Annotated in this window: 13 protein-coding genes; 5 read left to right on the top strand and 8 right to left on the bottom strand. The window is 70.5% G+C overall.

Annotated elements, in window-relative coordinates; translation table 11 throughout:
* The first annotated feature begins 237 nt into the window (after positions 1–237).
* From LK06_RS21805 to LK06_RS21790, 4 genes are read left to right on the top strand one after another with little or no spacing between them, the layout of a single operon-like run.
* Complete coding sequence (locus tag LK06_RS21805) at positions 238–525, top strand: hypothetical protein (RefSeq protein ID WP_039657948.1); 288 nt, start codon at positions 238–240, stop codon at positions 523–525.
* A gap of 27 nt (positions 526–552) precedes the next feature.
* Positions 553–1371: a hypothetical protein gene (locus tag LK06_RS21800; RefSeq protein ID WP_039657950.1), complete on the top strand. Its 819-nt coding sequence runs from the start codon at positions 553–555 to the stop codon at positions 1369–1371.
* Positions 1372–1392: 21 nt separating this feature from the next.
* Positions 1393–3348 carry a fumarate reductase/succinate dehydrogenase flavoprotein subunit gene (locus tag LK06_RS21795; RefSeq protein ID WP_039657952.1) on the top strand — a complete coding sequence of 652 codons (1956 nt, stop codon included), beginning with the start codon at positions 1393–1395 and terminating at the stop codon, positions 3346–3348.
* Positions 3345–4115, top strand: a complete 771-nt coding sequence (locus LK06_RS21790) for a succinate dehydrogenase/fumarate reductase iron-sulfur subunit (protein ID WP_039657954.1) — start codon at positions 3345–3347, stop codon at positions 4113–4115. Before LK06_RS21795 ends, LK06_RS21790 begins: the two co-directional genes overlap by 4 nt.
* Here the strand turns inward: LK06_RS21790 and LK06_RS21785 are convergent.
* Both LK06_RS21785 and LK06_RS21780 read right to left on the bottom strand, forming a co-directional pair.
* Positions 4096–4401, bottom strand: a complete 306-nt coding sequence (locus tag LK06_RS21785; protein WP_159025227.1) for a hypothetical protein — start codon at positions 4399–4401, stop codon at positions 4096–4098. The two genes, LK06_RS21790 and LK06_RS21785, sit on opposite strands and share 20 nt — an antisense overlap.
* Before the next feature lie 75 nt (positions 4402–4476).
* Positions 4477–5538, bottom strand: coding sequence for a glycoside hydrolase family 18 protein (locus LK06_RS21780; RefSeq protein WP_052270338.1), 1062 nt, complete (start codon positions 5536–5538; stop codon positions 4477–4479).
* Between the two features lie 290 nt (positions 5539–5828).
* Between LK06_RS21780 and LK06_RS21775 the strand changes: the two genes are divergently transcribed.
* A complete protein-coding gene (locus tag LK06_RS21775) occupies positions 5829–7394 on the top strand; it encodes a hypothetical protein (RefSeq protein ID WP_043408949.1) in 1566 nt (521 codons plus the stop codon).
* Between the two features lie 40 nt (positions 7395–7434).
* Here the strand turns inward: LK06_RS21775 and LK06_RS21770 are convergent, their stop codons facing one another.
* The 6 genes from LK06_RS21770 to LK06_RS21745 form a co-directional block, all read right to left on the bottom strand.
* The gene (locus tag LK06_RS21770; RefSeq protein WP_039657966.1) at positions 7435–10077 is read right to left on the bottom strand and encodes a SpoIIE family protein phosphatase; all 2643 of its coding nucleotides are present in this window, start codon (positions 10075–10077) and stop codon (positions 7435–7437) included.
* A 289-nt stretch (positions 10078–10366) separates the two neighbouring features.
* Positions 10367–10825 (bottom strand): ATP-binding protein, encoded by a 459-nt coding sequence (locus tag LK06_RS21765; RefSeq protein ID WP_071659284.1) that lies wholly within the window; start codon positions 10823–10825, stop codon positions 10367–10369.
* Positions 10826–11134: 309 nt separating this feature from the next.
* Positions 11135–11572, bottom strand: coding sequence for a (deoxy)nucleoside triphosphate pyrophosphohydrolase (locus LK06_RS21760; protein ID WP_039657959.1), 438 nt, complete (start codon positions 11570–11572; stop codon positions 11135–11137).
* A gap of 30 nt (positions 11573–11602) precedes the next feature.
* Positions 11603–11794 (bottom strand): SPOR domain-containing protein, encoded by a 192-nt coding sequence (locus LK06_RS21755; protein WP_174673911.1) that lies wholly within the window; start codon positions 11792–11794, stop codon positions 11603–11605.
* A gap of 434 nt (positions 11795–12228) precedes the next feature.
* The gene (locus tag LK06_RS21750; RefSeq protein ID WP_039657962.1) at positions 12229–12981 is read right to left on the bottom strand and encodes a GntR family transcriptional regulator; all 753 of its coding nucleotides are present in this window, start codon (positions 12979–12981) and stop codon (positions 12229–12231) included.
* A gap of 234 nt (positions 12982–13215) precedes the next feature.
* Complete coding sequence (locus LK06_RS21745; protein ID WP_234367475.1) at positions 13216–14445, bottom strand: DUF4190 domain-containing protein; 1230 nt, start codon at positions 14443–14445, stop codon at positions 13216–13218.
* Positions 14446–14660: the final 215 nt, after the last annotated feature.

The following is a 14660-nucleotide window of genomic DNA, read 5'->3' as shown; positions in this document are numbered from 1 at the left end:
GATCAGATCTATGCGGTCTATGCGGCCACTGAAGTGGAAGGGTTCCGGCCACAGTGGGCGACACGGCGACGACGAGCGGTAACCCCACCCGTGCGGCGCAATGCGATCGGGAATGCATCCGCACGCCTCGGCCAATCGCTGCAGACGCCTTCACATCGGCCGGTGCGGCACGCACACTCCATGGAGCATGAACGTTGCCGCCTGGGCCCGCCGGACCCGTGGAAGTGAGGGCAAGTCATGTCCATCCGCGACGACATCGCCTCGGTCCAGCACTCCCTCGACGATCTGAACCGGTCCCTGGGACGCCTGGAGCACCAACTCGGCAACCACGGCCTGGAGATGCGCCGGGTCCGGCTGGACGCCGACCATCTGCGGGAGAGCGTGGCGCTGCTGCGGGCAGCCGCCGCCCCGGAAGCGCCGCACCAGCCCGACCTCGTCACCATCTCCGACACGCCGTACGACATCAGCCTGTGGACGGACTCGGACGACGAGGGTGTGGGCGCTCAGAACCGGCACGCCCCCTGACACCTCGAGACCGACCGGAGTCCTGCATTGGCCACTGGTACGGAACACCGATCCCACAGCGGCGTACGCACCGGTACACGCGCCGCCATCGCCGCCCCGCACCTACGGACCGACCGCTGGTGGCTGGCGCCCGCCGTCACCACGGCCGGTCTGTTGGCCTTCGTCGTCTACTCGACCTGGCGGGCCTTTTCGAACGCCGACTACTACTCGGCGCCGTATGTGTCGCCGTTCTACTCGCCCTGCCTGGCGGACAACTGCACGACGATGCGGGGCGGGCCGAACGCCAACCTCTTCGGGAGCTGGTGGGGCCTGTCCCCCGCGATCATCATCCTGGTCTTCCCGCTCGGGTTCCGCCTGACCTGCTACTACTACCGCAAGGCGTACTACCGCGGCTTCTGGGCGTCCCCGCCCGCCTGCGCGGTGCCCGAGCCACACCGCACGTACACCGGTGAGACCCGTTTCCCACTGATCCTGCAGAACGTCCACCGGTACTTCTTCTACGCCGCCCTGCTGGTGGCCGGCGTGCTGACCTACGACACCGCGCTCGCCTTCCGGGATACGCACCACCGCTGGGGCCACATGGGCCTCGGCACCCTGGTGTTCCTGGCCAACATCGTGCTGATCTGGGCGTACACCCTCTCCTGCCACTCCTGCCGGCACATCGTCGGCGGCAAGCTCAAGCACTTCTCCCGGCACCCGCTGCGGTACCGGGCTTGGCAGTTCGTCGGCAAACTCAACGCCCGGCACATGCAATTGGCGTGGGCGTCACTGCTGAGCGTGGCACTCGCCGACTTCTACGTCTATCTCGTCGCGTCCGGGGTCTTCGACGATCCGCGCTTCTTCTAGTGACTGGTGGGGGACTGGCTGATGTCCGTGGTGGACCGGCAGGAGTGGGACGTCGTCGTGGTCGGTGCCGGCGGCGCCGGGCTGCGGGCCGCGATCGAGGCACGCGAGCGGGGCGCGCGTACGGCGGTGATCTGCAAGTCCCTGTTCGGCAAGGCACACACGGTGATGGCCGAGGGAGGCATCGCGGCGGCCATGGCCAACGCCAACGAGAACGACAACTGGCAGGTGCACTTCCGCGACACCATGCGCGGCGGCAAGTTCCTCAACCAGTGGCGGATGGCCGAACTGCACGCCCGGGAGGCCCCGGACCGGGTGTGGGAGTTGGAGACCTGGGGTGCGCTGTTCGACCGTACGAAGGACGGCCGGATATCCCAGCGCAACTTCGGCGGCCACGAGTACCCTCGCCTGGCGCATGTCGGCGACCGTACGGGCCTGGAGCTGATCCGCACCCTGCAGCAGCGGATCGTCGCACTGCAACAGGAGGACTTCAAGGAGACCGGGGACTTCGAGTCCCGGCTGAAGGTCTTCCAGGAGTGCACGGTCACCCGCGTGCTCAAGAACGGTGACCGCGTCTCGGGGGTCTTCGCCTACGACCGGGAGTCCGGCCGCTTCTTCGTCCTCCAGGCACCCGCCGTGGTCCTGGCGACCGGCGGCATCGGCAAGTCCTTCAAGGTCACCTCGAACTCGTGGGAGTACACCGGCGACGGCCACGCCCTGGCGCTGCTCGCCGGGGCGTCGCTGCTGAACATGGAGTTCGTGCAGTTCCATCCCACGGGCATGGTCTGGCCGCCGTCGGTCAAGGGCATCCTCGTCACCGAGTCGGTGCGCGGCGACGGTGGGGTGCTCAGGAACTCAGAGGGCAAGCGGTTCATGTTCGACCATGTCCCGGACGTCTTCAAGGAGAAGTACGCCGAGTCGGAGGAGGAGGCCGACCGGTGGTACGAGGACCCCGACCACAACCGCCGGCCACCCGAACTGCTCCCCCGCGACGAGGTGGCCCGGGCCATCAACGCCGAGGTGAAGGCGGGCCGCGGCTCACCGCACGGCGGGGTCTTCCTGGACGTGTCCACCCGGATGCCCGCCGAGGTGATCCGGCGCCGGCTGCCGTCCATGTACCACCAGTTCAAGGAGCTGGCCGACGTCGACATCACGGCGGAGTCGATGGAGGTCGGGCCGACCTGCCACTATGTGATGGGCGGTGTCGGGGTCGACTCGGACACCGCTGCCGCGCGCGGGGTGCCGGGACTGTTCGCGGCCGGCGAGGTGGCCGGCGGCATGCACGGCTCCAACCGCCTGGGCGGCAATTCCCTCTCGGACCTGCTGGTGTTCGGGCGCCGGGCAGGCTGGCACGCGGCGGAGTACGCGCAGGGACAGACGGACCGCACGCCGGTGGACGACGCAGCGGTCGGCGCCGCTGCGGCGGAGGCCCTGCGGCCCTTCTCCGCGCCGGCAGAGGATGTGGCAGGCCCTCCGGAGAACCCGTACGCCCTGCACCGAGAACTCCAGCAGACCATGAACGACCTGGTCGGCATCATCCGCCGGGAGACCGAGATCGAGCAGGCCCTGGAGAGGCTCGCCGAGCTGCGGGTGCGGGCGCGGCGGGTGACCGTCGAGGGCCATCGTCAGTTCAACCCCGGCTGGCACCTCGCCCTGGATCTCAGGAACATGCTGCTGGTCAGTGAGTGCGTGGCGCGGGCCGCACTGGAACGCGCCGAGTCACGCGGCGGGCACACCCGCGAGGACCGTCCGACGATGGACCGCCGGTGGCGCAACGTGAACCTGCTGTGCGCACTGACCCGCCCCGTCGGCAACCCCGCGGAACCCGACCCCACCGACGTCCTCGCAGCGCCCGGCCCCGCCCATGGCCCAATCCGGCTGACCCGCGAGACGACCCCGTCCATCCGTCCCGACCTGCTCGCCCTCTTCGAGAAGGAGGAGCTGGTCAAGTACCTCGCCGAAGAGGAGCTGTACGAATGAGCGGCTACCAGGCCAGTGTGAAGGTGTGGCGCGGCGATGAGCAGGGCGGTGGCCTCAAGGACTTCACGGTCGAGGCGAACGACGGCGAGGTCGTCCTGGACATCGTCCACCGTCTCCAGGCGACGCAAGCGCCCGACCTGGCAGTGCGCTGGAACTGCAAGGCGGGCAAGTGCGGTTCGTGCTCGGCTGAGATCAACGGCCGACCGCGCCTGATGTGCATGACCCGCATGTCGGTGTTCGACCGTGCGGAGACGATCACCATCACACCGCTGCGCACCTTCCCGGTGATCCGGGACCTGGTGACAGACGTCGGCTTCAACTACCGCAAGGCCAGGGAGGTCCCGGCGTTCGCACCGCCGCCCGGGCTCGGTCCCGGCGAGTACCGGATGCTGCAGGAGGACGTGGACCGCTCGCAGGAGTTCCGCAAATGCATCGAGTGCTTCCTGTGCCAGGACACCTGCCATGTGGTCCGTGACCACGAGGAGAACAAGACGGCGTTCGCCGGACCGCGCTTCCTGATGCGCATCGCCGAACTCGACATGCATCCGCTCGACTCGGCCGCCGGAAGGGGCCTGGACCGTGCGCGCACCGCACAGGACGCACACGGTCTCGGCTACTGCAACATCACCAAGTGCTGCACCGAGGTCTGCCCCGAGGGCATCAGGATCACGGACAACGCGCTGATCCCCATGAAGGAACGGGCCGCCGACCGCAAGTACGACCCGCTGGTGTGGCTGGGATCGAAGATCAGGAGGTGGTCTTCCTAGCACCGGAGCGGCCGGGTCGCTGGCTCAGCATCCCCAGGTACAGGCCCGCCATGAAGGCGATCCAGCCGATCCAGGGCAGGGGGCCGTAGCTCCCGGCGAGCGGGCCCAGGTAGATCCATGTCGCCCCACCGACGGCGCATGTCAGGCAGCTGTACCCCCACAGTGTCGGGCGCAGCACCCGGGACCTGCCCCAGGGCACCACCCAGCCGGTCGCGATGCCGGCGACGCCGCACACCGCCAGCAGCCCGAACGTGACGGCCACGCCCACCACCAAGAACATGTGCATGATCAGCATGTTTCCACTGGTCACGGACCCCGGCCAGCCTGAACACCGCGCTGCCGCATATGGATTGCGTCAAGGTCAGCGGGCCCAAGCGTCCCGGTACGCTCGCCAGTCCGCCTCCGTCGCCGCGAAGTCCACGTACAGGGCGACGCCGAAGCGGGTGCGGGCCGCGTCGGTGCGGGACAGGCCGAGGCGGACACCGCGGACGGCTGCCGGGACCGTCTCGGCGTGGGCCCAGTGGCCGAAGCGGTTCTCGTGATAGAACGGCAGGCCCATGAGGAGGTCGGTGGTGTCCGGGGTGACCTCCAGGGCCAGGCTGGTCTGCTCGGCCACATATCCGCCGTACAGGCTCTGCAACGGCTGCATGGTGTCGTACGACATCACGGCGATCTGGTCGACGCGTCGGGCCACCTGCCCGAAGTAGGACTGCGACCACCATTTGGGGTGGCCGGTGGCCGCACCCCAGAACGAGTGGAAGGCCGGAAGCGGGTCGATCTGGTGCGCGGCGACGGAGAGGACGGCATGGTGGGCGTGGGTGAGGGTGCGCAGGTCGTCCAGGAGACCGAGGTAGTCCTCGTCACCGGAGTGCAGCGGCTCCAGGTCGAAGTGAGCGCCCTCGAAACCGACGCCCAGGACACGGCGGGTGGAAGCGACGATCGCGGCCCGGGTGGCCGGTCGTTCCAGGTGCAGGCCGTCCGGACTCTCGGTGGCGAGCTTGTCGCCGAGCCAGGCCTGCACCCTCACCCCGGGAAGTTCGCGGTGGACGGCCGAGATCAGCCAACGAGCCCTCGGGTAGGCCGAGTCGGGCAGTGTGCCGTCGTGCTCCAGCGGCCCCGAATGGACGTACAGATCGCGGATTCCGGTGCCGCGCAGCCGCACGGCGAGGTCATGGAGATCCTTGTCGGTCTTACGTCCGTCCACCCAGGCGTGGCCCAGCCAGATGGCGTCCCGGTGCCGGGTGCGGGTACCGGGGGCCGGATCGCCGGTGTAGTTGAGCCGGAGGGCCGTTTCGGCGGTGAGGAGGGGGAGGAGGAGAAGGACGAGCGCGCCGAGGGCGCGCCGGAGGATCCGCCGCCCTCGCACACCCGTCCTCCCCCGCGGCTCGGCCCCTTCCCCGGACCACTGCGCCCCTGACGGCATCGCGGCACCGGCGCCGTCCGCAGTCCCCTCCGGCGGCGTTCCTTCCGCAGCGCCCTCCCCGGACACGGCACCGGAATCGTCCCCACCGGACAGGGGCGCGGCACCGGCCTCCTCCGCCCCGGGCGCGGGCACCCCGCCGGGCTGCTGCGCCTCCGGCCGGGCCGTGGCGTCGGTCTGCCTAGGCCCCGGCCGGGTCGGCCTTCCATCCATCCCATCCCCCTGTCCGTCTCGTCCCCCACCCGCATCCGTCCCGCTCGCGAAGCCGCCTACCTGCCCATACGCTCCGAAATGTGACGTCCTCCCTGATCCGGGGCCGCCCCCGGCACGCCAAGGCGCACATACGGGTGCGGGTGGTGCATGCCGCACTGGGTGCCGCGGCCGGGGTCGGGTGGCTGGTGTTGCCGGTGATGACGGACGGTGACCCGGATCCGGTTCCCCCAACCTCCGCCGAGCACGTCACCGTTGTCACTGCGCAACAACAGGGCGGGACGTCCACCGCCGACCTGGTACTGCCGCTGGTCGCAGGGGGCGTGGCCGTGGTGGTGGCCGGCTACGGCTATCTGCGCCGCACCAGGCGCGCCCGTACCCGGACGACCCCGGGGATCGTCTCCGCGCACCCGCCCGTCGCGGCACCGGCCGAGTCCGAGCGCCAGGCCGGCGCCGCACTCCGGCTCGCCGACGACTGTGTGCGCACCAGCCGGGAGGAGCTGTTCTTCGTGCGGGAACGGTTCGGCGAGGCGGAAGCCGAACCGCTCACCCACGCCCTGCGGGCCGCCGAGACCGAACTGTCGGCCGCGTTCGCGATCTGGTCCCGGTACGAGGAGGGGGCGCCGCAGACGGCGGACGCCCGGCGACAGGCGCTGGTGGGTGTGGTCGGACGGTGCGCCGAGGCAGGCCGACAACTGGATGCCCAGGCGACTGCACTGGACCGGCTGCGCGGCCTGGAACAGGAGCTGGGCGGGGCGCTGGAGATCGCTGAGGAACGGTTCAGAAAATGGGCGGCGCGGACGGCCGCCGCCCAGACGACACTCACCGCGTTGCGGGACAGCTACCCACCGGCGGCCGTCGCATCCATCATCGGGTACACCGAACAGGCCAAGGACCGGTTGGTGTTCGCCACTGCCCGCCTCAACCAGGCCCGGCAGGCCGACGACGCGGCCGACCGCGAGCGGGCGGCGGCTCACCTGCGCGCCGCCGAGGGTGCCATCTCCCAGACCGACGTGCTGGTGGGCGGTGTGGAACGGCTGGCGGCCCGGTTGCACGAGGCGACCGCGCTGGTGCCGACCGCGTTGACCGGCGCGGAGACGGTGATCGCGAGGGCACGCAAGAGCGAGGCCGGGGCGTCCCTGGCTGCCGGGGAGCTGCACGCCCGGCTCGCCCACGCCGACCGTGTGCTGACCGCCGTACGCGAGGAGTTGACCACGGGGCCGTACGACCCGCTGGACGCGCTGCGCCGGATCACCCGGGCCGTGGCGCGGCTGGAGGCGGGATGGTCGGGAGTGTTGAGCGTGGCCGTGCTGCTCGTGGCCCGCGCTTCGGTCTCGGCGGCGGAGGAGTTCGTCACGGTGCACCTGGGGACGGTGGGTACGAAGGCACGGGCTCAGCTGTCGCAGGCGGAACGGGCGCTCGCCGCGGGGGACGCCGACCAGGCCGACGTGGTGTCCCGCAAGGCCCGCGAACTGGCCGAGCTGGATGTGCGGGCGCACGGCAACCCGTACGCCGCGGGGAGTTCGGCGGGACTGGCCAGTGCCGTACTGGGCGGGATACTGCTGGGCGAGGACTTGGACGGGGGCCCGCCAGCCGGCTTCGGCGGCCCGGAGACACGTGGACGGCTCCGTGTCCGGGCGGATCCGTAGCCGAGCCCCGGGGGGCGCGTCCCGAGGGGCCCGGGCCCCCTCAGAACAGGCTCAGCAGGGCCTCCGCTGGATCGGTGAGCCCGCTCCCCCCGCCCGGCAGCGGAAGCTCGAACCACACCGTCTTGCCGCGGGGTGTCCGCCGCGATCCCCACGCCGCGCTGAGCAGCCCGACCAGTTGCAGGCCCCGGCCCCCCTCGTCCGTGTCCCGCGCACGCCGCCGTCTGGGCTGGACCAGTCCGGAGTCCCACACCTCGCACACCAGTGTCCGGTCCAGCAGCAGCCGGAGCCTGATCTCCCCTTCGCCGTACCGCAGTGCGTTCGTCACCAGCTCGCTGACCAACAGTTCCGCCGTGTCGGCCAAGGGCTCCAGGGCCCAGTTGAGCAGTTGGGCGCGTGCGTACTCGCGGGCCCGCCCCACGCTGCGCGGCTCCCGCGGGAGCGTCCAGTCGCCGACGGAGTCCGCGGGCAGCCCCTGGACACGGGCCATCAGCAGCGCGATGTCGTCTTCGCCGTGGTGGGTGTCGAGGGTGTTGAGGACGTGATCACAGACGTCCTCCAGATCTCTGTGGCTGCCGGCGTGCGGCGCCGTCGTCCAGGGGTGGTGACCGGGTGACGGGCGGGCGGGATCAGTCAGCGCCCCCAGGAATGCCTGCAGGCCCTCGTCCAGCGGATGGTCGCGGGACTCGACCAGGCCATCGGTGTAAAGGGCCAGAAGAGCACCCTCCGCAAGCTCGACCTCGACCTCCTCGAAGGGTTCGCCGCCCACGCCGAGCGGCATACCAGGGGGCACGTCGAGCATCAGCGCGGGCTCGCCCGGCTCGACCAGGACCGGGGGCAGGTGGCCGGCGTTGGCGAAGGTGCAGCGTCTGGTCACGGAGTCGTAGACCGCGTAGACGCAGGTCGCCAGGTACACCTCAGAGAGGTCGGCGTCACGGGGCTGCCGGGCCGTCCGGGTGGCCTGCTGCACGCCACCCGGGGCACCGAGACCCCGCGCGATCTCGTCCAGGGCGGACAGTACCTCGGCCGGTTCGAGGTCCAGCAGGGCCAAGGTGCGTACCGCCGTGCGGAGTTCCCCCATGGCCACGGCCGCCCGAAGCCCCCTCCCCATCACATCACCGACCACCAATGCCGTGCGGTGACCGGGGAGTTCGATGACGTCAAACCAGTCGCCGCCGACCTCCGTCGCCGCGTTGCCGGGCAGGTAGCGGCAGGCGATGTCCAGGCCGGAGGCTTCGGGGTCGCCGGGCGGGAGCAGGGACCGTTGCAGTATCAGTGCGCGTTCGTGCTCACGACGGTAAAGACGCGCGTTGTCGATGCAGACCGCAGCACGCGCGGCCAGTTCCACCGCGAGGTCCCGGTCGCGGTCGCCGAAGGGCTCGCTGCCCTTCGTCCGCGCGAACTGGGCCAGGCCGACGACCGTGTCGTGGGCGACCATCGGCACGGCCAGCGTGGACTGCACGAGGCCGCCTTCCTCGGCGGGAACGCGCCGCGGGCGGGCGGTGCGCAGGGCGTCGGCGCACGGCGAGCTGAAGGGGAAGTGGTGCACCGCACCGACCGCGACACGCTCGCCGGAGCCGCTGAAGGGCGCGTCGGAAACGGCACTGGCAAAGGCGACACGCCGCAGTTCGGCGCTGCCATCGGCGAGTCCGGGCGGGGCGTCGTCGCCGGCCAGCAGGCTCTGGTAGAGGTCGACGGTGGCGAGGTCGCAGAAACCGGGGACGACCACGTCGAGGAGTTCGCGGGCGGTGGTCTCCAGATCGAGGGAGTTGCCTATGCGGGCACCGGCCTCGTTGAGCAGGGCGAGGTTGCGCCGGGCGGCGGCAGCCTCGCGGGCGGCGGCGCGACGCGCGGTGATGTCGATGCCGAGCCAGGCGATACCGATGGGCCGACCGCTGCCGCTGTGCACGCGGTAGAGGTTGACCGACCAGTGCCTGCGCTCCTCGGAACCGGGCACGAAGCCGGTCACGTGCATGTCGGTGACGGACTCGCCCGTCTCCAACACCCGTCGCAGGGTAGCCGAAACCCGCTCTGCCTCGCCCCTCGGCAGATAGTCGTGAACACCCTTGCCCTGGTGCTCTTCCGAAGCTCCGCCGAAGAGGGAGGCGAACCGCTCATTGGCCCGGCGGACCCTCAAATCGGTATCGATCAGAAGGAATCCAAAGGGCGACTGGCCAAAGATCGCCTGCGATGCGGCAAGGTCGGTCTCGATGCTGCGCAGGGTGCGGACGTCCACGACGACACAGACGGCGGCCTTGTCACCTTCGACGGTGCGCGTGGGCATGACGTAGAGCTCGGCCAGCCCCTCCTCCCCCCGCGTTCCGTCAGGTCCGTCCGGCATCCGGAAAGGCACGGCTCCGGTCCACTCACGTCCGTCGAGGATTTCGGCCATCTTGCGCTGGCCGCGCTCGTGGAGGTCGGGGTCGACGAACGCCTCTATGGGGTCCAACCCGACGGCGCGTTCGGCGGGGATACCGAAGATCTGCTCTGCACGCAGGCTCCACTGTTCGACCAGGCCGCCGGGACTGATGGAGAAGGACGCAACCCTGATGTAGTCGTAGATCGAACCGGGGGGACTGCTCTGCCACATGGCGTCGCCGGGTACTGCGGCGCCCCCTGCGGCCTGGCTCCTCGCGCCGTCCGACGGGTCCTCGGACTCCGTGGCCTTCGCTGGTATCTCGCCCACGCGAACCGTCCCCTCCAGCTCACCGCGTCCGGCACCGGTCACCGGGGGCGGCTGCCCGCAGTATCCAGCACTACGGCGCCGCGCAACACGGTGTTCACGATCACAGCTCGGTCCAGGCAGTTTTCAGACCGGTCAGTGACCACACTTTCACTCTTCTAACCAGGGAACACACCGTCGAATCACGTGCTCCTGGACCGGGCGCCGACCCGGGGCACAGGGCGTACGACATGCCGGCCGATGCGCACCCTGTGCACCCTGCGCATCCCGCACACTCCGGGGTGCGCCCGTCTCACCCTGGCACCGCCAGCTCGAACCAGACGGTCTTTCCGCTCGGCCCGGGCCGGGTGCCCCAGCGTTGCGAGGACCCGGCGACCAGCTGCAGGCCGCGTCCACTCTCGTCCTCGGGCCGGGCGACGCGCTCACGCGGTGGGTCTGGGAGCGGGTCGGAGACCTCCACCAGCAGCGTGCCGTCGAGCACGGTGGGACGCACCAGCCGTACGCCGATGGGGCCGGTGGCATGCCGGAGCGAGTTGGTGACCAGTTCGCTGACCAGCAACGTGGTGAGGTCGGCCAGGCCATCGAGGTCCCAGCGGTGCAATTGGCCACGCACCGCGGTCCGCGCGGTGCGCACAGCGCCGGGTTCCGCGGGAAAGGACCACTCGGCGCGGTCGCCACCGGTCTCGATCACGCCGATCACTTCCCAGGCCAACGAGCCACATGTGTCCGGTTTCTTGGGGTTAATGGGCACATACCCGATATTCGGCGCGCAGTACCGCGCGGGAGGGCGCACAGTGGCACGAACGGCGTACGAGGCGCACACCCGGCCGCCGTGAGCGTCAACCCCGACGTGACGGCCGGGCCTGTCGGTGCGGCCCCCGAACCCGCGCGGGTTCCAGGGCGACATGAGGCTGGGACATGAGCCCGTGTCGGCACCGGTCGGGGCGAGGCACGGACGCTGGACAGACTCGGACGCCGGCTACGCGGACACCGGGCCAGTGCGCATGACCGCCCCGTGCAGACGTCAGGCGGGCGGGCACCGGGGCGAGGGGGCGCCGGGCTAGAAGAAGGGCAGGGTTTCGACCTTCCGCACCGCCGCCACGTCCTGGTCCAGCCATGCCACGTCCCAGACCTCGGCCGGAGCCAGCCACCGCAGTGCGTCGTGATCCTGCAGGGGTTCGGGCGCCCGGGAGCCCGGGCGAAGGCGGGCGGTCCACACCTGGAGCACATAGGGGGCTTTCAGTGGCCACTCCCCCGGTACACGCTCGCCCGGCTCGGCGTCGACGCCGAGTTCCTCGCGCAGTTCCCGCACCAGCGCATCCTTCGGCCGCTCGCCCGGCTCGACCTTGCCGCCGGGCAGCTCCCAGCGGCCGGCGAGTTCGACGGGCGCACTGCGGCGCGCGGCGAGCAGGCGGCCGTCGTCGAGCACGGCGGCTCCCACCACCACGATCCGCTCCGGCTTGTCCGTCTCGTCCGTCCTGGACGTCCTGGGCACCATGAGGCGGAGCCTACGGGAGGGCGCAGCTGGTCAGTTGTGGACGCCGTCCCCGTTCTGGCCGATGCGCTCGACCCAGTACAGCTGCTTGTGCCCGTGGTCGTCGAGGCTGTCAGCGATCTTCTGAGCCTCGGCCCGCGTCGCATACCGGCCGACGCGGTAGCGATTGCCGTTGTCGTCCTGCCGTATCACGATCCAGGGCAGGGAGACCGCGCTCTCACTCATGGCCCCCACCGCCCCCGCAGCTCCATCTCGCACCGCCCCACCGTCTTCCCGTTCCGGGCCCTTGCAGCACTCCTGCTAAGGAAACCGCAATCCGCATATGCCTGAGCGTACGCCCTACCTTCACAGAGCGAATACGCCTTTTCACAAAGAGGTACGCAACCAGCCAGAACCCAGGGGGCGCACGAGGCCGAATGCGCCGTCGCGAGCGGCGCTGTCTCGGGTCAGAGGCCGTCTGCGGCAGCTGGACCCACCTGGGAAAACGGCCGGATTGCTGCGGCCCACCAAGCCCTGGGCAGGGTCGCGCCTCCCGGGCACCCACCGGCAGAGCACGACAGGGGTGTGCGCTAGCTCACGCGGAGGGGAGCACGGACACCCGCTCGCATATCACACCGAAGCACGGACCCACGGGCCGTCACCCGCGGCACCAGACCCCGTCACTTCACGGGCAGGTGGTAGGCCACCCGGTACCGGTCGGCTGGAATCACCACGTCGGCGGTCTCCACCGGGCGGCCGGAGGCGAAGTACGTCCGGTGGACGACCAGGACCACATGGCCCGGGACACCCCCGAGCAGGTTCAGCTCCTCGGCGAGGCCAGGGCGGGCGCCGACCTCCTCGGTGACGTTGTCCACGATGACGTCGATGGCACGCATCCGCTCGACCACGCCCATGCCTCCGAGCGGACCCTCCTCGGGCAACATCACTGGGGTGCGGCCGGTGATGGCCAGCGGTTCCCAGGAGGTGGAGAGCATCATCGGCTCACCGCCCTCACGGAACAGGTATCTGGTACGCATGACCCGGTCACCGGCCTGGATCGCCAGCCGGTCCGCAACGACGGCCCCGGCCTCCGCCTGCTCGCTACTGGACTCCCAGGTGCCGCGCACCGAGGCGTCGGCCTGCTCCTGCCGGAAAGGCGTGGCGCCGCCAGCCGGACGGAACCCGGAGCGCGCGACCGGCCGGGGCACTGGCCGCTCGCGCACATACGTCCCCGAGCCGGAGCGGCCCTCGACCAGACCCTCGGCCATCAGCACCTTGCGAGCCTCCAGCGCGACGGTGTCCGAGACGCCGTACTCCTCGCGGATGCGCGCTTGGGAGGGGAGGCGGGTGTGGGGCGGCAGTGAACCGTCGACGATCTTCTTGCGGAGATCACCTGCGACACGCAGGTACGCCGGCTGCTCACCGAAAGCCACTGGCCGCTCCCATCAGGTTGTACAGACAGCAACAGACTGGCAACCGTGGGTTGTGCCACGCAAGCAAAGGGCAGAGAATCACTCGATGTGATGACATGTGGTGGGGGAGGGCTTTACCCAGGCGTCCTCCCCCGTATAGCGCCGCTCACACGTACCTGCGCTCCCCCGGTCATGCGCTCGCAGACGCAGATGCACGCCTCTCCCCAGATGCTCGCCCCTCCCCCGCGGGTCCGGTCACACCTGCAACCCGGTGTCGCCGTCGCCCCCGGAGCCGGCGGGCCCGGCATCACCCGAGGGCGGCGTGGTGGCCAGCCCCAGTGCCTGCCGGGCGGTGACCGTCTGCAGCGGGTCGATCAGGTTGGCCCCGGCGTCGCAGTGCTGGTAGAAGGCGTCCATATCCTTGGCCCTCGCGGCCTTCGCCCATTCCACACGCGCCTTGTCCAGACGTGCGGTCAGCACGGCGACCGGCTTGCCGGCGTCGTCGGGCCAGTCGTGGGCCCGCAACATCCGGGCCTGCCGCTCCAGCGCGACCGACACGCGGCCCGCCCACGCCTCGCGCTTCGCCAGGTCGCCCTCCGTGTGCGCCGTGTCGGGGGCCGTGTCCAATGCGGAGTTGAGAACGTGGGCGGCCTTCAGATAGGCCACCTGATCGGCGTCGAGGACGGACTCGTCGTTGCGCAGCGAACCGGTCAGGTTCGCGCTCGCGTCCGTGTTGCCGAACACGCAGGTGACCTCACGGTCCCCGGCCGTCCAGCTCTCCTCGGTCGGCGTGAGGTAGTACACGTCGACGCCTTCCGGGACCGCCCAGCTGTCCATCGCGTAGTCGCCCTGAAGGCTCCAGCAGCGCTTGTCGGCGGTGTTCGTGACCGAGTGCTGACCGGGGTAGCGGCCGTCGTCCAGCCGGAAGGAGGCGAAGACCTCACCGTCGTGCTCGCCGGAACAGGACACCTTGTCGAAATCGCGGGGCCTGCCGCTCAGTACGCCGCCGGGCGCGTCGAAGCACTCACCCTTGGTCAGGGAGGTGCTCACGCTGCCGCGCGCACCGTCCTTGACTCTCTGCCAAAGGCCCGACGGGCTGCCCATGGTGAAGAGCAGCACCCACAGCACAAGCCCGATCCCGGACAGGATCATGCCGCCGACGGCCAGTCCCGTACCGCGCTCGCCACGCCGGCGGATCTGCCGCAGCGCGACCAGCCCGAGCAGCAGCCCCACACCGGGCAGGAAGCACAGCACACCGAGCACGAGGGAGGCGATGGCGAGGCCGTTGACGGGCGCCGGGCGGTTGTACGGGCTGTAGCCCTGCGCCCACGGTTGGTACGGCGGCACACCGGACGGGCCGCCCTGCTGCTGCGAGTACGGTGACGCTTCGTAAGGCCCTTGCGCGCTCGGTGCCTGCGGGTACGGCCGAGGCGGCTCGTACGGCCCGGCCGGCTGGCCTGGGCTGGGAAGCGGAGGTATGGACACCGGTTACCGTGCTCCTGGTTCGGGCGGCTGCAGCGCAGGACCGGCGGACGGACCGCCGACTGAACTGACGTACGACTGGGCGCATGGTAAGCGGGACACACCCGGGTGACGGAACGAGGGTGGGGCCTCCTGGGGAAACCGGGGAGTCGGCGAGGCCATCCGCGCCGCGAACGGGCCAGCCCGCGGCGGGTGGCGGACGACGACAGTGCACAACG

The sequence above is a fragment of the Streptomyces pluripotens genome (assembly GCF_000802245.2).
GTDB classification, from domain to species: Bacteria; Actinomycetota; Actinomycetes; order Streptomycetales; family Streptomycetaceae; genus Streptomyces; species Streptomyces pluripotens.
The sequence above is the reverse complement of the archived record's forward strand: the minus strand, read 5'-3'. Positions and strand labels throughout refer to the sequence as shown.

Excerpts from the sequence above, each read along its gene's own strand:
- LK06_RS21785 (WP_159025227.1), bottom strand. The coding sequence starts at position 4,401 with ATGCACATGTTCTTGGTGGTGGGCGTGGCCGTCACGTTCGGGCTGCTG.
- LK06_RS21790 (WP_039657954.1), top strand. The coding sequence starts at position 3,345 with ATGAGCGGCTACCAGGCCAGTGTGAAGGTGTGGCGCGGCGATGAGCAG.
- LK06_RS21760 (WP_039657959.1), bottom strand. The coding sequence starts at position 11,572 with ATGGTGCCCAGGACGTCCAGGACGGACGAGACGGACAAGCCGGAGCGG.
- LK06_RS21805 (WP_039657948.1), top strand. The coding sequence starts at position 238 with ATGTCCATCCGCGACGACATCGCCTCGGTCCAGCACTCCCTCGACGAT.
- LK06_RS21755 (WP_174673911.1), bottom strand. The coding sequence starts at position 11,794 with ATGAGTGAGAGCGCGGTCTCCCTGCCCTGGATCGTGATACGGCAGGAC.
- LK06_RS21795 (WP_039657952.1), top strand. The coding sequence starts at position 1,393 with ATGTCCGTGGTGGACCGGCAGGAGTGGGACGTCGTCGTGGTCGGTGCC.
- LK06_RS21780 (WP_052270338.1), bottom strand. The coding sequence starts at position 5,538 with ATGCCGTCAGGGGCGCAGTGGTCCGGGGAAGGGGCCGAGCCGCGGGGG.